Genomic DNA, 21,541 nt, shown 5'->3' with positions numbered 1-21,541 from the left:
CTAGAAATGGCAGTCTGTCAAACAGTGACTACACTGGTTTAAAGGGGTGAATGACAGGGGTCATTTGCCTGGCAGGTCTAACTCCGACAGGAGCCATTTCGTGAAAGACTTATTAAAGTTTCTGAAAGCGCAAACCAAGACCGAAGAGTTTGATGCGATCAAAATTGCTCTGGCATCACCTGATATGATCCGTTCATGGTCATTTGGTGAAGTTAAAAAGCCAGAAACAATTAACTACCGTACGTTCAAACCAGAACGTGACGGTCTTTTCTGTGCCCGTATTTTCGGACCAGTAAAAGATTACGAATGTTTGTGTGGTAAATACAAACGTTTAAAACACCGTGGTGTTATCTGTGAGAAGTGTGGCGTTGAAGTTACACAAACTAAAGTTCGTCGTGAACGTATGGGTCACATCGAATTAGCTTCTCCAGTTGCTCACATTTGGTTCTTGAAATCACTGCCGTCCCGTATCGGTCTGCTGCTGGATATGCCACTGCGCGATATTGAACGTGTACTGTATTTTGAATCTTACGTTGTTGTTGAAGGCGGGATGACCAGCCTTGAGCGTGGACAAATCTTAACAGAAGAGCAATATCTTGATGCATTAGAAGAGTTCGGTGACGAATTTGATGCGAAGATGGGTGCAGAAGCTGTTCAGAATCTGTTGCAGAGCATGGATCTGGAACAAGAGTGTGAAACGCTGCGTGAAGAGTTAAATGAAACTAACTCTGAAACTAAACGTAAGAAACTGACTAAACGTATCAAGTTACTAGAAGCATTCATGCAATCAGGCAATAAACCTGAATGGATGATCTTAACTGTATTGCCTGTGTTACCACCAGACTTACGTCCACTGGTTCCACTTGATGGCGGTCGTTTTGCGACTTCAGACCTGAACGATTTATATCGTCGTGTGATCAACCGTAACAACCGTTTAAAACGCCTGCTTGATTTAGCAGCACCAGACATTATCGTACGTAACGAAAAACGTATGTTACAAGAGTCTGTGGATGCGTTATTAGACAACGGTCGTCGTGGTCGTGCGATTACAGGTTCTAACAAACGTCCTCTGAAATCTTTGGCTGATATGATCAAAGGTAAACAAGGTCGTTTCCGTCAAAACCTGTTAGGTAAACGTGTTGACTATTCTGGTCGTTCTGTAATCACCGTTGGTCCATACCTGCGTCTACATCAGTGTGGTCTACCGAAGAAAATGGCTCTTGAGTTATTCAAACCATTTATTTACGGAAAACTGGAAACCCGTGGTTTAGCGACAACAATTAAAGCCGCTAAAAAAATGGTTGAGCGTGAAGAAGCGGTTGTTTGGGATATCTTAGATGAAGTTATCCGCGAACACCCAGTGATGCTAAACCGTGCACCAACACTTCACCGTTTAGGTATTCAGGCATTTGAACCAATCCTTATCGAAGGTAAAGCTATTCAGTTACACCCACTCGTCTGTGCGGCATATAACGCCGACTTCGATGGTGACCAAATGGCGGTTCACGTACCATTGACATTAGAAGCACAGTTAGAAGCTCGTGCGCTGATGATGTCAACAAATAACATTCTGTCTCCAGCAAGTGGTGACCCAATCATCGTTCCTTCACAGGACGTTGTATTAGGTCTTTACTACATGACTCGTGACTGCATCAATGCCAAAGGTGAAGGCATGGTGTTAAGTGGTCCTAAAGAAGCTGAGCGCGTTTATCGCGCAGGTTTAGCCTCTTTACACGCACGCGTTAAAGTACGTATCACTGAAGAGATCAAAGATGGTGAAGGTAACATCACCACTGAAACTAGCTTAAAAGACACAACTGTCGGCCGAGCTATTTTATGGATGATCGTACCAAAAGGCCTACCTTACGCGTTGGTTAACCAACCACTAGGTAAGAAAGCAATTTCTAAAATGCTGAATACCTGTTATCGCGTATTAGGCTTGAAACCAACAGTTATTTTTGCTGACCAAATCATGTATACCGGTTTTGCTTACGCAGCACGTTCAGGTGCTTCAGTAGGTATCGATGACATGGTTATCCCTGCTAAAAAAGCAGAGATCATTGCAGAAGCAGAAGCAGAAGTTGCAGAAATTCAGGAACAGTTCCAATCCGGTCTGGTAACAGCGGGCGAACGTTACAACAAAGTCATCGATATTTGGGCTGCAGCGAATGAGCGCGTAGCAAAAGCGATGATGGAAAACCTGTCTACTGAAACCGTTATTAACCGTAATGGTGAAGAAGAACAACAAGTATCTTTCAACAGCATCTTTATGATGGCTGACTCCGGTGCTCGTGGTTCTGCAGCTCAGATCCGTCAGTTAGCAGGTATGCGTGGTCTGATGGCTAAGCCAGATGGCTCAATCATCGAGACACCAATCACAGCGAACTTCCGTGAAGGTCTGAACGTACTCCAGTACTTCATCTCAACCCACGGTGCTCGTAAAGGTCTTGCGGATACCGCACTGAAAACAGCAAACTCCGGTTACTTGACTCGTCGTTTAGTTGACGTTGCACAAGACTTAGTCGTAACAGAAGACGACTGTGGTACAACCGAAGGTGTTATGATGACTCCGGTTATCGAAGGTGGTGATGTTAAAGAACCACTACGTGAACGTGTATTAGGTCGTGTGGCTGCAGAAGATATTCTGAAACCAGGCACTGCCGATATTCTTGTTCCACGTAACACCCTGTTAAACGAAAAACTGTGTGACCTGTTAGAAGAAAACTCAGTTGACAGCGTGAAAGTACGTTCAGTTGTAACCTGTAACACAGACTTTGGTGTGTGTGCGAATTGTTATGGTCGTGACCTTGCTCGTGGTCATATCATCAACAAAGGTGAAGCTATCGGTGTTATCGCGGCACAGTCAATCGGTGAACCAGGTACACAGTTAACGATGCGTACGTTCCACATTGGTGGTGCGGCATCTCGTGCGGCAGCAGAATCTAGCATTCAAGTACGTAACAAAGGTACTCTGAAGCTGTTCAATGCGAAGTTCATTACTAATACTGCTGGTAAATTAGTTATCACTTCTCGTAACACTGAATTACGTTTAATTGACGAATTCGGTCGTACGAAAGAAAGCTATAAAGTACCTTACGGTGCTCAATTAGCGAAAGGTGATGGCGAAGCAGTTAATGGTGGCGAAACTGTTGCTAACTGGGATCCACATACAATGCCAGTTGTGAGTGAAGTATCTGGTATCATCCGTTTTGCTGACATGGTTGATGGTCAAACTATCACACGTCAAACAGATGAATTAACAGGTCTTTCTTCACTGGTTGTTCTGGATTCAGCAGAGCGTACAGGTAGCGGTAAAGATTTACGTCCAGCATTGCGCATCACTGATGCACAAGGTAATGACGTATTAATCCCGAATACTGATATGCCAGCACAGTACTTCCTGCCGGGTAAAGCAATTGTTCAGTTAGACGATGGCATTACAATTAACGCAGGTGACACTTTAGCGCGTATTCCACAAGAATCTGGCGGTACTAAAGATATCACCGGTGGTCTGCCACGCGTTGCTGACCTGTTTGAAGCTCGTCGTCCGAAAGAGCCTGCAATCCTTGCTGAAATCAGCGGTATTGTTTCGTTCGGTAAAGAGACTAAAGGTAAACGTCGTCTAGTTATTTCTCCATTAGACGGTAGCGATGCATACGAAGAGATGATCCCTAAATGGCGTCAGCTTAACGTATTCGAGGGTGAGGTTGTGGAACGCGGTGATGTTATCTCCGATGGCCCAGAATCACCACACGACATTCTGCGCTTACGTGGTGTTCATGCGGTTACTCGCTATATTACTAACGAAGTACAGGAAGTTTACCGTTTACAAGGCGTTAAGATTAACGATAAACACATCGAAGTTATCGTTCGTCAGATGCTACGTAAAGTTACCATTGAGAACGCAGGAAGCTCTGAGTTCCTCGAAGGTGAACAGGTTGAATACGCTCGCGTTAAAGTATCAAACCGTGTTCTGGAAGATGAAGGCAAAGTACCAGCAACGTATGCTCGTGACCTGTTAGGTATTACGAAAGCATCTCTGGCAACTGAATCCTTCATTTCTGCTGCATCGTTCCAAGAAACAACTCGTGTTCTGACGGAAGCGGCAGTAGCAGGTAAACGTGATGAGTTACGTGGCTTGAAAGAAAACGTTATTGTTGGTCGCTTGATCCCAGCTGGTACTGGATATGCGTATCACCAAGATCGTATGAAGCGTCGTCAATCACAACTGCCGACAGATGAAACTGAAACAACAATCAGTGCTGATGAAGCATCTGCTAACTTAGCAGAATTACTGAATGCTGGTTTCGGTGGATTAAAAGACTAAAATTTAATTTAGATTAGATTGAAATGCCCTCCATTGTGAGGGCATTTTTTGTTTCTGTTCTACATAAGTAGGCGAAATGATGAGAATAATAACTAGTAGTTTGATTATTCTATGCTTTATTTTTACTGGATTTGTTTCCGCAGTACCTTATGAACGAGGTATTCCAACAGAAGCTCAATGGGATTTAAAAACGCCCATTACAACATTGATGCAACTGCGCCAACAAAAAACGCTATATGCATTTGTGGGAGATAAATTACGACCTGTCGCAGAGCTTTGTCCTAACCAAGGTTTTTATGCATCAATAGCGGAGGGCGATTATCACAAAATACAATTTGGTAATGCTCAAGGTTATCTTGAAGCGGGTTATTTAGAAGATGGCTATTTTGAAGATATTGCCTCTATTAAACCTGATAAGAAAATACGTTTCTTATCAGATAGCACGAAGAAAACAGATTATCCTATCTACGAATATTTAATCACGACAAAAAATACCCCTATCTATAGTGATAAAGATATTGCTAGCTCACAAATAGCAATACTTTTATCCAATTTACGTTATCCCGTGTTATCACGCACAATAAAAGAAGATGCTGATGGAAATAAAATCAATTGGTTTGAAATTTCTTTAGGTGACCGCTTAGGTTATATTTCATCAAGGGATGTAAAGCCTGATTTAGGGATACCTGTACTCACCTATCATCATATTCTCAAAGCAACGGAAAACCACAATTTTCGCCATACATCAACGACAACATCATTAACTGCATTTACAGAGCAGATGAATTATTTAAAAGATGCGGGATATGAAACACTTTCACTAAATCAAGTTGCAGGCTATTTAAATAAAAGTGTCAATTTACCGGGTCGAGCTGTTGCATTAACATTTGATGATGGTTTGCAGTCTGTTTATCGCTATGCTTATCCTCTTTTAAAAGAAAATGGCCAACGAGCAACACTATTTGTTATCTCTTCACGAATAAAATCTAAAACACCTAAGTGGGCACCTAATTCATTGCAATTTATGAGTTGGCAGTCACTTAAATCGAGTCGTGATGTTTTTGATATTCAATCACACTCCCATTTTTTACATCGTTTAGATAATAATAAAAAGCCTATTATTTTTAGCCGTCAGTCCCACACAATTATATTGGATTTGCAACGTTCACAACGTGTATTGCGATTATTAAATTCACATCAATATGCCTTTGCATATCCTTTCGGTGGATATAATCAAAGAGCAATCAATGCTGTCAAAACGTCGGGTATGACATTGGCGGTGACGACTCAGCAAGGAAAAGTTCGTTTAGGTGATCCACCTTTCGCTCTAAAACGACTTTATGCTTTGAGCACAGATCCCATTGAGAAATTTGCGAGGATGGTGGGTAATGATGAATATGAAGTGGTTAATAAAAATATCGTTGTTGATAAATAATTAAAAAGAAAATTTATAATCTTAAAAAATACCTTTGATATTTATTGAAGGTATTTTTTATTTCTCTATTACTCATTCAGTTAAGATCAATAAATAACTTATATTTTTCAGATAATTATGATTATTTTTTAGTGATAAAAATTTATTTTTTTCTGTAAGCTAGCAATCCAAATTCAGCATGGAGCTAGTTATGAAAAAATCTATATCCATATCTTCTTATGATTCTGCATTTAAACGTTTTATGATGAATGTGAGTAATGCGAAAGACTTTTTCTTTGTCCATTTACCTGAGGACTTAAAAAGTCATTGTGATTTTTCAACGTTGCAATTACAAAATTCTGCTTTTATCGATATTAACTTACGTTCTCGTATGTCTGATATTTTATATTTAGTGAAAACCAAAGAGGGTGATATCTCTATTTATTTACTGATAGAGCATCAATCTAAGCCAGATAAAATGATAGCTTGGCGTATGATGAATTATGCGTTTTACACTATGAATCAACATTTACAGCAAGGTTATAAATCTTTACCTCTCGTTGTTCCCATTCTGTTTTATCATGGAGAGAAAAAACCTTATCCTTTTCCTGTTAATTGGATGTCATGCTTTCCGCTTAATTCACTTGCTAATAAACTTTATTCTAATAGTTTCTCTTTAATTGATTTGACTTCAATTGATGATGATATTTTACTGACACATAAAAAAGCAGCGGTAATGGAAATTGCGATGAAGCATGTTAATAGTTGTCATGATATTAATGAGATTGCAATACTTCTATCAAAAGCAATAAATCAGAAAAACTGCAGAGATGAAGACACGATTGCTGTTGTAGAATATTTATTCTCAATTATGGACGCATCAGACTTTGAGTTCATTTTAAATAAGATAGTTGAACAAGTAGATAACCACAAAGAGGTGATTATGAATATAGCTTGGAGATTAGAAAATAAAGGATTTAATTTAGGTGTAAGCGAAGGGTTTGAAATAGGCAAAAATGAGGGGATCGAACTGGGCAAAAATGTAGGTATTGAATTAGGTAAGAATGTAGGTATTGAATTAGGTAAGAATGTAGGTATTGAGATTGGAAGAGCTAAAGGCATTGAGTTAGGCAAAACAGAAGGCATTGAAATCGGTAAGAAAATAGTACAAATGGAATTAGTTCAAAACTTATTAAAAGAGAATTTTGATCTTTTATTTATCGAGAAAATATCCGGTTTAAGTATTCAAGAAATTGAAGAGTTAACAGTATAATAATTAAACCACCTGTTTTATATAATATTAAATTAAAAGTATTCTAATATATTGTTTGTACTATTTTATTTTTCTTTAATTGTTTTAAATTTATTACATATTAATTTTATTAAATCATTTAATAAAAACCGCCTTTATTATTTTTAATTAAATAAATTAAAGGCGGTTTTATATTGCTTGAATTTTAATTAACGACCCAAGTAATTATCCCAATCTTTCCATACTGGTTGTAATCCTCGCTCTTTTAATACGTTAATAACATCATTTACATGACGATTATCATTAGGCGAAAATTGCTCTAATTCTTCATGGCTATCAGAATATCCACCGGGTTGAGTTTTAGATCCTGCACTAATATTATTAATTGCTAACGGCACTGTGTTATCGCGAAAATATGGAGATTCACGAGTTGAAAGTGAAAGTTCAATATCGGGTGCTAAAATGCGAAAAGCACAGATCAACTGAACTAACTCAGCTTCACTCATTACTGATGCGGGGTTAAGTCCACCAGCACAAGGACGTAAACGAGGAAAAGAGATAGAGTAACGACTTTTCCAATAGCGTTTTTGTAAGAACAAGAGATGTTCCGCCACCATATAGCAATCGCTACGCCACTGACTTGAAAGGCCAATCAATGCACCTAAACCAATTTTATCAATCCCTGCTTGCCCTAATCTATCTGGTGTTTGTAGTCGCCAATGGAAATCTTGTTTTTTACCTTTTAGATGATGAAGCTGATAAGTTGGTTCATGATAGGTTTCTTGATAAACCATGACACCATCAATACCCAGAGTTTTTAATTCTGCATACTCTTCTGTTGCAAGAGGTTGAACTTCCATCATTAATGAACTGAAATTTTCTCGAATAAGAGGGATATATTGGCGAAAATAATCCATACCCACTTTTCTTTGATGTTCTCCTGTCACTAATAACAAGCTATCAAAACCTAATTGTCTAATGCTATTACATTCGGCAATGATCTCATTTTCATTTAATGTTTTGCGTTTAATGGCATTACTCATTGAAAAGCCACAATAAGTACAGTCATTTGCACATAAATTAGAAAGATAGAGTGGAACATATAATCCCACAATATTACCAAAACGTTGTCGAGTAAGTTTCTGAGCGCGTTGAGCCATAGGCTCTAAGTAATGTCGACCCGCAGGCGAAATCAGCGCCATAAAATCATCGAGTGTAAGGGTATGACGATTTAATGCGGCTTCAACATCCGCATTGGTTTTACTATTGAGCTTTAATGTAATGTCATCCCAGTCGAGTTGTTGCCAATAATCAGAAAAAGTGTCCATTAGAACGCCTCTAAGTATTGAGTTAATGGGCTAGAGGCTTGTGCTTGCATATTCACAATTGAAGCGGGTGTGGCAAGTCCTGATTGTCGAGCAAGTTCGCCTGCATCAAGCGCTGCTTTAAATGCTTGTGCCATTAAAACAGGATTTTTAGCAACAGCAATTGCGGTATTCACTAAGACTGCATCTGCACCTAACTCTAAAGCTTCAAGTGCGTGGCTTGGCGCACCAATCCCTGCATCAACAACAACAGGTATTGAGGCTTGTTCAATAATAATCCGTAGAAAATCACGAGTCTGTAAACCTTGATTTGAACCAATAGGAGATCCTAAAGGCATTACGGCTGCACAGCCAACTTCTTCTAAGCGACGACACAAAACAGGATCAGCACTACAATAAGGTAAAACAACAAAACCTTCTTTAACGAGGATTTCAGCGGCTTTAAGTGTTTCAATAGGGTCGGGTAATAAGTATTTGGTATCAGGATGAATTTCTAATTTTACCCAGTGAGTACCAAAAGCTTCTTTGGCTAAACGAGCCGCAAAAACAGCTTCTTGTGCTGTTTTCGCACCGGATGTATTAGGTAGTAATTTTACCCCTAGTGATTTAAGTGGTGCGATTAAATCATCATTGCCATTTTTTAAATCCACACGCTTCATTGCCATCGTAACTAATTGGCTACCCGAAGCTTTAATGGCTTCTGTCATTAGTGTTGGTGTTGCAAATTTCCCTGTGCCTGTAAAAAGTCTCGATGTGAATGTTGTATCAGCAATTTTTAACATATCAGCCCCCTGCAATTGCTTGGAAGAGAAGAATAGTATCGCCATCATTAATAAAATGTGTTTCCCAGTTGTCACGGGGAACAATCGTTTCATTGATGGCAAGTGCTACACCAATTGGTGGTTGCTCTAGCTGAATAAGGAGCTGACAAATAGTGACAGGCATATCCAGAGAATATTGTTCGTCATTTACGGTAATGTTCATGCTATCCCTCGACAAACAGGACATGTTTTTGATGGTGTTAAACGCAAAGTACTCCAATTTTGTTTTCTACCATCGAAAAGGCGAAGTTTTCCACTTAGAGTACAGGGTAAGCCAGAGAGCAATTTAATTGCCTCAAGTGCCTGAAGTGTACCAATCACACCCACAACAGGACCTAAAATTCCGGCTGTTCTGCAATTGCGTTGTGGTTCGGTCTGATCTGGATAGAGGCAGTGATAGCAGCCATGAGTAAAAGGAGGTTCAAACACCATAAGTTGTCCACTAAACCCTACGGCACTGCCACTGATAAGCGGAGTTTGCTGCGCAACACAAGCACGATTAATCGCTTGGCGTGTGAGCATGTTATCTGTGCAATCTAAGACTAAATCAGCCTCTTTAACTAATTTAGATAATGAGTCATCATCAATACGTTGTTTATAAGAGGTAATTTTTATCTCTGGATTTAATGCGAGCAGAGACTGCCTTGCGACCTCTGATTTTGCATTAGGAATATCTTGAGTTCGATAAAGAATTTGACGTTGTAGATTAGAAACATGCAACTCATCATCATCAACTAAAATAAGCTCCCCAATACCTGCACCAGCAAGATAAAGTGATGCAGGAGAGCCTAATCCACCAAGTCCAACAATCAGTACTCTTGCTTGTTGAAGTTTATTTTGACCCTCTAAGCCAATATCTTCTAACATCACTTGTCGGCTATAACGCATAAAATCATTATCATTTAGCATGATGGTTTTCCCTCCACTAATTCTAATAATTTACGCGTTACTTGTTGCCAATCTGGCGCTTTTGTTATTGCACTGACTAAGGCAATACTACCGACACCAGTTGCAACAACATCAGGTACTCTCTCTAGCGAGATCCCACCAATAGCAACAGTTGGAAAATTAGGTGTCTGCTCTACTTGATGTTTGAGTGCCTTCAAACCTTGGGGTTTGGATGGCATATCTTTAGTTGTCGTTGGAAAGATATGTCCTAATGCGATGTAAGATGGACGCAATGCTTTCGCTCTTTGTAATTCCGTTTCATCATGAGTAGAAATACCAAGGCGTAACCCTGCTTTTTTTATGGCATTAAGATCCGCAATATCGAGATCTTCTTGGCCAAGATGAACACCGTAGGCGTGATGTTTAATAGCAAGTTGCCAATAGTCATTAATAAACAGTCTTGCGTGATACTGTTTACCTAGTTTTATTGCTTCAACGATCTCTTGTTCAACATCGTTTGGTTGTTTATCTTTTATGCGTAATTGCAGGGTGGTAACGCCTGTTTTTAACAGGCGTTCGATCCATTCAATAGAATCAACAACAGGATAAAGCCCAAGCTTTTTTTCTGTTGATGCGAAAGGGGTGTTAGAGGATCTGTTCATTTTCAGTCACCTCAACACTGGCGATTTCTGCACTGTGGTATAACTCACTTCCATGCTCTTTAAAGGCTTGAGACATTTGCTCCATGCCAGCCGCATAATCGCGTACTTCTTGTGTTATTTTCATTGAGCAGAATTTAGGGCCACACATTGAGCAGAAATGAGCGACTTTTCCTGATGCTTGGGGCAAGGTTTCATCGTGATATTGGCGTGCGGTTTCAGGATCAAGCGCTAAATTAAATTGATCTTCCCATCTAAACTCAAAGCGAGCTTTTGACATTGCATTATCACGAATTTGAGCTCCTGGATGTCCTTTGGCTAAGTCGGCGGCATGAGCAGCAATTTTATAAGTAATAAGCCCTTGTTTTACATCTTCTTTATTAGGTAAACCTAGATGCTCTTTAGGGGTAACATAACAGAGCATTGCACAACCAAACCAGCCAATCATTGCTGCACCAATACCTGATGTGAAGTGATCGTAACCTGGTGCAATGTCTGTAGTAAGAGGACCTAATGTATAAAATGGTGCTTCATGACAATGCTCTAATTCTTCTGTCATATTGCGACGGATCATTTGCATTGGAACATGACCAGGGCCTTCTATCATGACTTGAACGTCATATTCCCATGCAATTTTTGTCAGTTCACCTAAGGTATGTAATTCAGAAAATTGTGCTTCATCATTTGCATCTTGAATTGAACCCGGTCTTAATCCATCGCCTAGAGAAAGGGAAACATCATAAGCTGTGCAAATTTCACAGATTTCACGGAAATGTTCGTAGAGGAAATTCTCTTTATGATGTGATAAACACCATTTCGCCATTATCGAACCACCACGAGACACAATACCCGTTAGGCGTTTTGCCGTCATTGGTACATAACGTAACAATACGCCTGCATGAATAGTAAAGTAATCAACGCCTTGCTCTGCTTGTTCAAGCAAGGTATCTCGAAACATTTCCCAAGTGAGATCTTCAGCAATACCGTTAACTTTCTCGAGTGCTTGATAAATTGGAACTGTGCCGATAGGAACTGGGCTGTTACGAATGATCCACTCACGCGTTTCATGAATATAACGGCCTGTTGAGAGATCCATTACAGTATCAGCACCCCAGCGTGTAGACCAAATCAGCTTTTCCACTTCTTCTTCAATGGAGGAGGTTACAGAGGAGTTTCCGATATTGGCATTCACTTTCACTAAGAAATTACGCCCAATAATCATCGGTTCTGATTCAGGGTGATTGATATTGGCAGGAATGATAGCTCGGCCCGCAGCAACTTCTTGGCGTACAAATTCAGGGGTAATATTGTCAGGGAGATGCGCACCAAAGCTGAATCCTGCATGTTGTTGGTGTAAAACTTCGCTACGAATTCTCTCTCGGCCCATATTCTCACGAATAGCGATAAACTCCATTTCAGGCGTAATAATACCTTGGCGAGCATAATGCAATTGCGTCACACTCTTTCCATTTAACGCTTTTTTAGGGCTTGGCTTTAAAGGAAAACGCAGATGTTCTAATCCAGCGTCGGCAAGGCGCTGTTGGGTGAAATCCGAACTTAAAAGAGAAAGTGCTTCAGTATCATTGCGCTCATCAATCCATGGTTGGCGTATTTTTTTTAATCCAAGATTAACGTCAAGTTGAGAAGCCGGATCGCCATAAGGGCCTGATGTGTCATACACAGGTACAGGTTCATTATCTTCAAAAACAGGGGAATCTTTTGATCCTCCTACTAGTGTTTTATCAAGTTGGATCTCACGCATTGGTACTTGAATATCAGTACGTGATCCTTCGAGGTAAATGCGGTTTGAATTTGGGAAACTGACACCTTGAATAGTGCTGATAAACTCTTGAGCTGCATCACGCTGCTCTTTTCGTGGGCGATGTTTGTTGTTTGTTGGTGAAATATCTTTAACGGATATAGTTTGATTTTGGGACATAGCATTTCCTAATAAATATCATGCAGGCTAATTGCCTGTCGGGTGAATATTGAGAAAAATGCTTGTCTGGAGGTCGCAGGGAGTATCGACAGATAGGTGTATATAAGTGTGTAAAAAAATATACGCAATGAAGCTATCAAAAGGTCGAATCACTCTTGTTCCCTTCGCGGGTATTAACCCGATCAGGTTCCGCGGATCCCGAATTAACGGTCTCAGCCTGTGTTTATAATAGCCTTATAAACACTAGGCACTCCGACAAGAAGACGTCCAGTATATGAAAGATTTTAAAAACTACAAGTCCGACATGGGTTATTTATTTAAATCCCAATGTTGTTGTTCCCACGCTTTTTCATCTGAAACTAGAGTTAATTTTTTATCTGCATTAACCGCGATAACATGGTCTGCTTGGTAACATAATGGGAGATCATTAGATGAATCAGTATAGAAATAAATATAAGTTTCATTAATGTTATTGGCTTCTTTCCATTGGTTTAAACGCTCAACTTTTCCTTCTCGAAATGTAGGAATACCTTCAATAAATCCAGTGTAATGATTGTCCTTAATTTGCATATCAATACCCATTGAAACGTCCGCATTGAGTTGCTTTGCAATAGCATGAACTAGAAAGGACATTGTTGCTGAAATAATTATAACGGGAATGTTTTGCTGTCGATATTGTGTAATTATTGATATTCCTTGTGGGTAAAGTAGAGGCTGGATTCTTGTTTCAGTGAAGTCATTAACCCAATGATTTATCTCATCTATATCATAATGTTTAAAATATGCTAGATGTTGAAAAAGATATTGGTTTATATCCAGTTTTTCAGCGTAATAGTCTGCGATCATTTGTTCATCTAGTTTTAAAAAATGAGGATCTGTGACTATATTTTTGTCCCACAAATAGTTTGTCCATAAGCGACTAGAATCGCCTGCTAAAAGTGTTTCATCTAGATCAAAAATAGCAATTTTGTTTTTTGTTTTATCTGTCATTCTAACGGTTCTTACTATTAATAAAATTTATATTTATATTTAAGAATGTTAATGAATTATAGAAGATAGTCATAATTCATTGAGTGGTTATTGCTAAAAAGAGTATCCTCTATTCTATATCATTATTTGGGATAGAATGGTCGTTATGCATTTATATACATTATCAGGGTCAGAAAAGGGCTGGTGGACAGTCAGTCTTGGTGGACGAGTATGGTTACCTAAAGGCGAACTTCCATTTGGCTTAGCTAAAGATTGGGATCTCATTGGTCAGCACGCCAAAATTGTTGGTGAATGGCAAGGTGAAACAGTTTGGCTTATTCATGGAAAAATGGATAATGACATGTGTTCACCAAGGCTTATTGCTTCACAGGATGAAAACTTATTTAAATTAGTTGGTCGTGGCGTTCAACTGGCTGAGTTTTATCGTTCTCACCGTTTTTGTGGTTACTGTGGTTCCAAAATGCGTCATAGTGAGAGTGAATGGGCATGTTTATGTGATAACTGCCATGAACGCTATTATCCACAAATTGCCCCTTGTATTATTGTGGGTATCCGCCATGAAGATAAAATCTTATTAGCACATCATGTTAGGCATAAACATTCACCTCTTTACACTGTACTTGCTGGTTTTGTTGAGGTTGGTGAAACCTTAGAAGAAGCCGTAGCCCGTGAAGTGTTTGAAGAGAGTAATATTCGTATTCGCAATATTCGTTATGTATCCTCTCAGCCTTGGCCATTCCCTCACTCCTTAATGATGGGCTTTTTAGCTGACTATGATGGTGGTGAACTACGCCACGATCCTTCAGAATTAACGAGTGCAGCTTGGTATCGTTACGATCAATTACCACAGATCCCACCGCCAGATACGATTGCTAGACGCTTGATAGAAGATACGATAGCCAATATTAGACAAGATAAAGAAAAAAACTAAATAAAGGCGCTGTCAGCCAACAGTTATTTTTCCAGCATGTTACAATGCCTGCGATTTTGCGGCCCTATTACTGTTAATGGAGTTAGTCATGAGTGAGTTGAAAAACGACCGCTATTTACGTGCGCTGTTGCGCCAACCTGTTGATGTCACCCCAGTTTGGATGATGCGTCAGGCAGGCAGATATCTTCCTGAATATAAGGAAACACGGGCACAGGCGGGGGATTTCATCTCATTGTGCAAGAACACAGAATTGGCTTGTGAAGTGACATTACAGCCTTTAAGACGCTTTCCTTTAGATGCTGCTATTTTATTTTCTGATATTTTAACTATTCCAGATGCAATGGGATTGGGTCTTTACTTTGAAACAGGTGAAGGCCCTCGTTTTAAATCACCAATAAATAGTCTTGATGATATTAAAAAGCTACCTATTCCTGATCCTGAAGATGAACTGGGATATGTGATGAATGCAGTTCGTGCCATTCGTCATGCATTGCAAGGTAGTGTGCCATTAATTGGTTTTTCGGGAAGTCCTTGGACGCTGGCAACCTATATGGTTGAAGGTGGAAGTAGTAAGGCCTTCACAAAAATTAAAAAAATGATGTATTCAGAGCCTCAAGCACTACATCTATTACTGGATAAACTGGCAGATAGCGTTATTCTGTATCTGAATGCTCAAATTAAAGCTGGTGCGCAGTCTATCATGATCTTTGATACATGGGGTGGTGTGCTAACTGGCCGTGATTACCAACTCTTCTCATTACACTATATGCATAAGATTGTTGATGGTCTTATCCGTGAATATGATGGAAGAAAAGTTCCTGTAACCTTATTTACCAAAGGTGGCGGTCGTTGGCTAGAAGCGATGGCTGCGACGGGTTGCGATGCATTAGGACTTGATTGGACGATTGATATTGAAGATGCACGTCGTCGAGTAGGGGATAAAGTTGCGCTACAAGGCAATATGGATCCTTCTATGCTGTATGCACCGCCTGCCAGAATAGAGCAAGAAGTCGAAACTATTCTTGCTGGATTTGGTAAAGGTAATGGTCATGTCTTTAATCTTGGGCACGGTATTCATCAAGATGTTCCACCAGAACATGCTGGTGCATTTATTGATGCGGTTCACCGTTTATCGAAGCCTTATCATCAGGATAATGATTAATACCCAGCAATTACGTCAGGAGCAGACAGAAAAAGCTCAACAGATTATTTTAACGGACCAATTTACAGCACCAACTTACATAGCAGGTGCTGATGTTGGTTTTGAAGAAGGTGGCGCAGTTACTCGCGCCGCCATCGTGATAATGCATTACCCTTCTTTTGAAATTCTTGAATATCAAATTGCGCGAATACCTACAACTCTTCCTTATATTCCTGGTTTACTTTCGTTTAGAGAGTGTCCTGCGTTACTGACTGCTTGGCAACTAATCAAACAAAAGCCTTCCCTTATTTTTGTCGATGGACAAGGTATTGCTCATCCTAGAAGGCTTGGTGTCGCAAGTCATTTTGGTTTATTAGTGAATACGCCTACTATTGGTGTGGCAAAAAGCCGTTTATGTGGCATTGATAAAGTCGTCAATGAAGAAATGGGAAGTCACGAACCGCTAATGGATAAGAATGAGCAAATAGGGTGGATTTATCGTAGTAAGAAAAAATGTAAACCCCTGTATATTTCTCCGGGTCATAAAGTGAGTATGAATGGCGCTTTGCAGTGGGTTGAGTTGTGTATGAAAGGATATCGATTGCCAGAACCCACACGTTGGGCTGATGGTATTGCTTCAAATAGGCGATTATTTGAGCAGTTGAATAAGAATAAGCTCTAAATGACCGGGAAATATGTGGATATTTTTAATTTTCAGGTAAACTGCGCCTAAGTTAAGAAAATGAGTAATCACGAATGTTGAAGAACCCAATCCATTTACGTTTAGAAAAGCTAGAAGCTTGGCAACATCTGACGTTTATGGCGTGCCTGTGTGAGAGAATGTACCCTAATTATCAGGTATTTTGTCGTGAAACAGGATTTACCGATCCAATGCTTTATCGCCGTATTCTCGATCTGGTTTGGGAAACTTTAACGGTGAAAGATGCAAAGGTTAATTTTGATTCTCAATTAGAGAAATTAGAAGAAGCTATTCCTGATGCATCTCAGTTCGAGATTTATGGTGTCTATCCTGCGATTGACGCCTGTGTTGCACTTAGTGAAATTGTTCACTCTCGTTTAAGCGGTGAATCATTAAGTCACGCTATTGAAGTGAGCAAATTATCAGTAGGGACAGTTGCTTCACTTGAAATGACACAAGCAGAAAGAGAAATGAGCGAAGAAGAGCTTAGATCTCTACCTGCTGTTATTGAAGAGTTCGATATCCAATGGGAAATTTACCGTCTACTTGTAGAATGTGAAGAAAGAGATATCGAACTGATCAAGGGTCTACGTGCAGACCTTCGTGAAGCTGGAATGAGCAATATCGGTATAGAATTAACGCACTAAATCAGAAAAACGTGATTTAGTGCTTGAAAAGCGACGTTTAAAGACTTCACATCACCCCTGTGTATGTTCTACATTGGGTACGAAAAGAAGTGGCTCAGGTGTTTTACTTAATTTATCCTCTTAAAAAGATAAGTTAAGTTTTTTCACCAGATGTTTTTCAAACGATAAAACATACTTTAAGGACTATTTTATGAACAAAGCTGAATTAACCGAATCAGTTGCTGAAAAAGCGGATCTGACAAAAACTCAAGCAAAAGCTGCTATTGAAGCGTTTATCGATTCAGTAACAGGTGCTCTGAAAGAAGGCGATTCTGTACAGTTAGTTGGTTTCGGTACATTCAAAGTGAATCACCGTGCAGAGCGTACTGGTCGTAACCCTCAAACTGGTAAAGAAATTAAAATTGCAGCAGCTAACGTTCCTGCATTTACTGCCGGTAAAGCACTGAAAGACGCAGTAAAATAATTCCTTTGAACGGAATGAACAATAGAGGGGGATTTACTCCCCTTTTGTTGAAACGACAGGGGCTGTTAGCAATAGGATCTGCTTTTTTGCTCAGCGCCTGCTCCTCTACTGTGCAACTACCTGAATTTTCTGCAACAGGTTATATTGCAGATGAAGGTGTTGTCCGGCTATGGCGTTTAAATAATAAAGTGTCAGAGCCTCAAGTGATCATGAGTGTTTATAGCTTTTATAAAAAGCCAGAAACTGTCATCACATTCTATGAGTATCGTCAAAATAAGCTTTGGCAAGTCCGCTCTGAAGTTATCAATCCAAATGATCCCTCCTCTTGGCATCTTCGTTTAAATAAACGAGGTGAAGTTATTTTCATGCAACAAGAAAGCCAGAAGCAAAAACGAGCATTGACAGAAGATGAGCGTTTAAGAATGGTATTTGCTGCAAGTAAAGAGCGTGAAATTAGTGAAGCGCTTACTATTGGGAAAGTAAATTTAGTACAGGGTATTTGGTATCAAAATACGATGACAACATGTGCTGGTGAGAAGGTGAGTATTTCATTTGAAGGCCCTGAACAACGTTGGTTAAAAACAAGAACACGTAATTCAAGTAAGCCTTCTTATGTTGCTTGGCTTGATTCACCAGAAGGTAAGCAATTACTTATGGTTGCAGAACACGATTTTTGTAAATGGGAACCAACAAAAGAGAGCTTGTGATCACTCCCTTTTGTTGTTGTTAATTTATTTCTTTAAGCGCGCAATCGCTCGGTAGCCGATATCATGGCGATAAAAACTACCATTCCAATGAATATCTTTCGCTAAGGCATAAGCATTTTGTTGAGCCTGCTCAATATCATCACCTAATGCAGTCGCACATAATACTCGCCCGCCAGCAGTGATAACGTCGCCTTTGTCATTGAGTGTTGTTCCTGCTTGAAATACTTTTGCCGTTGTTGTTGATGTTGGTTTTAAGCCTTTGATAACATCACCTTGACGATAATCTGCAGGGTAGCCGCCAGCTGCAATCACAATCCCTAAAGCTGGACGAGGATCCCAAAGGGAATCTTTATCTTTTAAGTTACCTTTTGCTCCAGCTAAACACAGCTCAACTAAATCAGATTGCATACGCATCATAATTGGTTGAGTTTCTGGATCACCAAAACGACAGTTAAACTCAATAACCTTAGCAATGCCTTGTTTATCAATCATCAGTCCTGCATAAAGGAAACCTTGGTAACGATAGCCTTCAGAAGCCATTCCTTTTACTGTTGGATAAATGATTTTTTCCATTACTTGCTGGTGGATTTCTGGTGTAACTACAGGTGCTGGTGAATATGCTCCCATTCCCCCTGTATTAGGTCCAGTATCTCCATCACCAACACGTTTATGATCTTGGCTTGTTGCCATTGGAATAACGTGTTCACCATCAACCATCACAATAAAGCTAGCTTCTTCGCCATCAAGAAATTCTTCGATAACAATACGATGGCCTGCATCACCAAAAACATTGCCAGCCAGCATATCTTTAATTGCAGCTTCAGCCTCAGCTTGTGTCATAGCAACAATAACGCCTTTACCTGCGGCTAAACCATCTGCTTTGATAACAATCGGTGCGCCTACTTTATTAAGGTACTCAAGTGCAGGTGCTATTTCTGTGAAATTTTGATAATCCGCAGTTGGAATTTTATGACGAGCTAAAAAATCTTTTGTGAAGGCTTTAGAGCCTTCTAACTGCGCGGCTCCTTTTGTTGGGCCAAAGATGGTCAATCCCGCTTCTTTAAATGCATCTACAACACCAATAACCAGTGGTGCTTCAGGGCCCACGATAGTCAAATCAATTTTATTTTCGAGAGCAAATGCGACTAATGCAGGAATATCTGTTGCACTGATAGCGACATTCTCAACACCACTTTCTAATGCAGTACCTGCATTACCAGGGGCAACAAAAACGTGCGTTGCAAGCGGCGACTGAACCGATTTCCAGGCTAAAGCATGTTCACGACCGCCATTACCAATAATCAAAATATTCATATCAATACCTTATTAATGACGGAAGTGGCGCATATTGGTGAAAATCATTGCGATGTTATGCTCATTTGCAGCTGCGATCACTTCATCATCACGAATTGAGCCGCCAGGTTGAATAACACAAGTCACACCGGCAAGTGCTGCCGCATCAATACCATCTCTAAATGGGAAGAATGCGTCTGATGCCATTGCACAGCCTGCAACTTCTAAACCTTCATCAGCAGCTTTAATACCTGCAATTTTTGCAGAATACACACGGCTCATTTGTCCTGCACCAATACCGATTGTCATATCGTTTTTAGCGTAAACAATGGCATTTGATTTTACGAATTTGGCGACTTTCCAGCAGAAGAGAGCATCTTTAAGTTCACGCTCACTAGGTTGACGTTGGGTGACCACTCTTAAGTTTTCTTCTTTTACCATACCTAAGTCACGATCTTGAACTAACAGCCCACCATTAACACGTTTGAAATCTAATGCTGGTTTGGCTTCTTGCCATTGACCACAAGCTAATACACGAACATTTGGTTTAGTTTCTAAAATTGGTAATGCATCTTCATTAATAGAAGGAGCAATGATTACTTCAACAAACTGACGTTCGATGATTGCACTTGCTGTTTTTGCATCTAATGGCCGATTGAATGCGATAATGCCACCAAATGCAGAAGTTGGATCAGTTTTAAATGCATTGTCATATGCTTGTGCGAGCGTGTTCGCAATTGCAACACCGCAAGGGTTTGCATGTTTCACAATAACACATGCAGGCTCGGAAAATGATTTCACACATTCTAATGCTGCATCAGTATCAGCAATATTGTTATAAGAAAGTGCTTTGCCTTGTAATTGGTTTGCAGTGGCAATAGATGCTTCTTCTATATTCTCTTCTATATAGAAAGCTGCTTGCTGGTGAGCATTCTCACCATAACGCATATCTTGTTTCTTTATATAGTTCAGATTTAAGGTACGAGGGAAAGTACCTGATGGTTGTGAAGTATCACCATAATAAGGTGCAACCTTCTGGCCGAAGTAGTTAGCAATCATTCCGTCATAAGCAGCTGTGTGTTCAAAGGCTTTAATCGCCAAATCAAAGCGTGTATCTAAAGTAAGGCTATTTTCGTGATTATCCATTTCTTCAATCACTCTTTCATAGTCATTACTATTTACTACAATCGTAACGTCTTTATGATTTTTTGCCGCGGAGCGAACCATTGTTGGTCCACCAATATCGATATTCTCCACAGCATCTGCTAATGAGCAATCTGGACGAGCTACTGTTTTAGCAAAAGGATAAAGATTTACGACGACCATATCGATAGGACGAATTTCATGTTCTTCCATAATTGCATCATCTTGTCCACGACGACCTAGGATCCCACCATGTACTTTAGGGTGCAGTGTTTTCACTCTGCCATCCATCATTTCTGGAAAGCCTGTGTAGTCGGAGACTTCAATAACCGGTAAGCCAGCTTCTGCTAATAGACGTGCGGTTCCACCTGTAGATAAGAGTTCTACTTTTCTTTCAACAAGTGCTTTAGCAAATTCTAAAATACCTGCTTTATCAGACACACTTAAAAGTGCACGGCGGATAGGACGAAGATGTTGCATGAGTTTTATCCCTTGGGGTTGGTATAACGGTAGTAATGGTGAAGTTAAATCACATTAATACAGTGAAATTGTGTTTGCTTAACTAACATTTCAGAAGATGGACACAAAATCAATCTTACTTAATCGACCGCTATAATAACGCAAACGTTTGCGTTTGACATGCTAATTTTATATAAAAAGGTGCTCTGTGGATAAAATTGTTGATAAGTGCGTATAAGTGGGGGTTTTGCTGTGGAATTAAGCAAACGATTTTTTTTCTTAAAAAAACTATTGCCAGCTTCAGAAAACTCCCTATAATGCGTCCTCGTTGTCACGGCAAACCACGCTAAGTGAGTTAGCTGAGAGAACAAAGAAAAAAGTGAAAAGCCTTGAAAATAAACGCTTGACACTGAATGAGGAAGATGTAGAATGCACCTCCTCG

18 protein-coding genes and 1 riboswitch are annotated in these 21,541 nt (G+C 39.8%); of the genes, 9 read left to right on the top strand and 9 right to left on the bottom strand.

Annotation, left to right across the window (positions count from 1 at the left end; translation table 11 throughout):
- Positions 1 to 100 precede the first annotated feature (100 nt).
- The 3 genes from rpoC (at position 101) to C0T34_RS17630 (ending at position 7,014) form a co-directional block, all read left to right on the top strand.
- Positions 101 to 4,327 (top strand): DNA-directed RNA polymerase subunit beta', encoded by a 4,227-nt coding sequence (rpoC, locus tag C0T34_RS17640; protein ID WP_098941728.1) that lies wholly within the window; start codon positions 101 to 103, stop codon positions 4,325 to 4,327.
- Between the two features lie 79 nt (positions 4,328 to 4,406).
- Positions 4,407 to 5,762: a polysaccharide deacetylase family protein gene (locus tag C0T34_RS17635; protein ID WP_098941729.1), complete on the top strand. Its 1,356-nt coding sequence runs from the start codon at positions 4,407 to 4,409 to the stop codon at positions 5,760 to 5,762.
- A gap of 190 nt (positions 5,763 to 5,952) precedes the next feature.
- Positions 5,953 to 7,014, top strand: a complete 1,062-nt coding sequence (locus C0T34_RS17630; protein WP_109850583.1) for an Rpn family recombination-promoting nuclease/putative transposase — start codon at positions 5,953 to 5,955, stop codon at positions 7,012 to 7,014.
- A 188-nt stretch (positions 7,015 to 7,202) separates the two neighbouring features.
- Here C0T34_RS17630 and thiH read toward each other — a convergent pair whose 3' ends face one another.
- The 7 genes from thiH to C0T34_RS17595 all read right to left on the bottom strand — a co-directional run bounded on the left by thiH (position 7,203) and on the right by C0T34_RS17595 (position 13,615).
- Positions 7,203 to 8,321 (bottom strand): 2-iminoacetate synthase ThiH, encoded by a 1,119-nt coding sequence (gene thiH, locus C0T34_RS17625; RefSeq protein ID WP_098941731.1) that lies wholly within the window; start codon positions 8,319 to 8,321, stop codon positions 7,203 to 7,205.
- The gene (locus C0T34_RS17620) at positions 8,321 to 9,100 is read right to left on the bottom strand and encodes a thiazole synthase (RefSeq protein ID WP_098941732.1); all 780 of its coding nucleotides are present in this window, start codon (positions 9,098 to 9,100) and stop codon (positions 8,321 to 8,323) included. The genes thiH and C0T34_RS17620 overlap by 1 nt, the downstream gene beginning before the upstream one ends.
- 1 nt (position 9,101) lies before the next feature.
- Positions 9,102 to 9,302 carry a sulfur carrier protein ThiS gene (gene thiS / locus C0T34_RS17615; RefSeq protein WP_098941733.1) on the bottom strand — a complete coding sequence of 67 codons (201 nt, stop codon included), beginning with the start codon at positions 9,300 to 9,302 and terminating at the stop codon, positions 9,102 to 9,104.
- Positions 9,299 to 10,048: a HesA/MoeB/ThiF family protein gene (locus C0T34_RS17610; RefSeq protein WP_109850582.1), complete on the bottom strand. Its 750-nt coding sequence runs from the start codon at positions 10,046 to 10,048 to the stop codon at positions 9,299 to 9,301. Before C0T34_RS17610 ends, thiS begins: the two co-directional genes overlap by 4 nt.
- Positions 10,042 to 10,689: a thiamine phosphate synthase gene (gene thiE, locus C0T34_RS17605; RefSeq protein WP_098941735.1), complete on the bottom strand. Its 648-nt coding sequence runs from the start codon at positions 10,687 to 10,689 to the stop codon at positions 10,042 to 10,044. Before thiE ends, C0T34_RS17610 begins: the two co-directional genes overlap by 7 nt.
- A complete protein-coding gene (gene thiC / locus C0T34_RS17600; RefSeq protein WP_098941736.1) occupies positions 10,673 to 12,625 on the bottom strand; it encodes a phosphomethylpyrimidine synthase ThiC in 1,953 nt (650 codons plus the stop codon). Before thiC ends, thiE begins: the two co-directional genes overlap by 17 nt.
- A gap of 142 nt (positions 12,626 to 12,767) precedes the next feature.
- A riboswitch (TPP riboswitch) is annotated at positions 12,768 to 12,890 on the bottom strand.
- Between the two features lie 44 nt (positions 12,891 to 12,934).
- Entirely contained in the window at positions 12,935 to 13,615 is a 681-nt protein-coding gene (locus C0T34_RS17595; protein ID WP_109850581.1) for an HAD family hydrolase, read from the bottom strand.
- A 145-nt stretch (positions 13,616 to 13,760) separates the two neighbouring features.
- Between C0T34_RS17595 and nudC the strand changes: the two genes are divergently transcribed.
- The 6 genes from nudC (at position 13,761) to C0T34_RS17565 (ending at position 18,204) form a co-directional block, all read left to right on the top strand.
- Positions 13,761 to 14,546 carry an NAD(+) diphosphatase gene (gene nudC / locus C0T34_RS17590; protein WP_098944038.1) on the top strand — a complete coding sequence of 262 codons (786 nt, stop codon included), beginning with the start codon at positions 13,761 to 13,763 and terminating at the stop codon, positions 14,544 to 14,546.
- A gap of 88 nt (positions 14,547 to 14,634) precedes the next feature.
- Positions 14,635 to 15,708: a uroporphyrinogen decarboxylase gene (hemE, locus tag C0T34_RS17585; RefSeq protein WP_098941737.1), complete on the top strand. Its 1,074-nt coding sequence runs from the start codon at positions 14,635 to 14,637 to the stop codon at positions 15,706 to 15,708.
- A complete protein-coding gene (gene nfi, locus C0T34_RS17580) occupies positions 15,701 to 16,369 on the top strand; it encodes a deoxyribonuclease V (RefSeq protein ID WP_098941738.1) in 669 nt (222 codons plus the stop codon). The genes hemE and nfi overlap by 8 nt, the downstream gene beginning before the upstream one ends.
- 74 nt (positions 16,370 to 16,443) lie before the next feature.
- On the top strand, positions 16,444 to 17,034 hold the full coding sequence (locus C0T34_RS17575; protein WP_075673760.1) for a YjaG family protein: 591 nt from the start codon (positions 16,444 to 16,446) through the stop codon (positions 17,032 to 17,034).
- A gap of 190 nt (positions 17,035 to 17,224) precedes the next feature.
- Positions 17,225 to 17,497 (top strand): HU family DNA-binding protein, encoded by a 273-nt coding sequence (locus tag C0T34_RS17570; protein WP_004246922.1) that lies wholly within the window; start codon positions 17,225 to 17,227, stop codon positions 17,495 to 17,497.
- A 44-nt stretch (positions 17,498 to 17,541) separates the two neighbouring features.
- Positions 17,542 to 18,204, top strand: coding sequence for a DUF1481 domain-containing protein (locus tag C0T34_RS17565; RefSeq protein ID WP_226892345.1), 663 nt, complete (start codon positions 17,542 to 17,544; stop codon positions 18,202 to 18,204).
- Between the two features lie 24 nt (positions 18,205 to 18,228).
- On the opposite strand, the gene purD is transcribed toward C0T34_RS17565, so the two are convergent.
- Both purD and purH read right to left on the bottom strand, forming a co-directional pair.
- Positions 18,229 to 19,518: a phosphoribosylamine--glycine ligase gene (purD, locus tag C0T34_RS17560; protein ID WP_109850580.1), complete on the bottom strand. Its 1,290-nt coding sequence runs from the start codon at positions 19,516 to 19,518 to the stop codon at positions 18,229 to 18,231.
- Positions 19,519 to 19,530: 12 nt separating this feature from the next.
- Positions 19,531 to 21,120, bottom strand: a complete 1,590-nt coding sequence (gene purH / locus C0T34_RS17555; protein WP_098941741.1) for a bifunctional phosphoribosylaminoimidazolecarboxamide formyltransferase/IMP cyclohydrolase — start codon at positions 21,118 to 21,120, stop codon at positions 19,531 to 19,533.
- Positions 21,121 to 21,541 lie beyond the last annotated feature (421 nt).

It is taken from the genome of Proteus sp. CA142267, from assembly GCF_003336825.1.
Taxonomy (GTDB): Bacteria; Pseudomonadota; Gammaproteobacteria; order Enterobacterales; family Enterobacteriaceae; genus Proteus; species Proteus terrae.
This window is presented reverse-complemented; position numbering and strand designations above follow the sequence as displayed.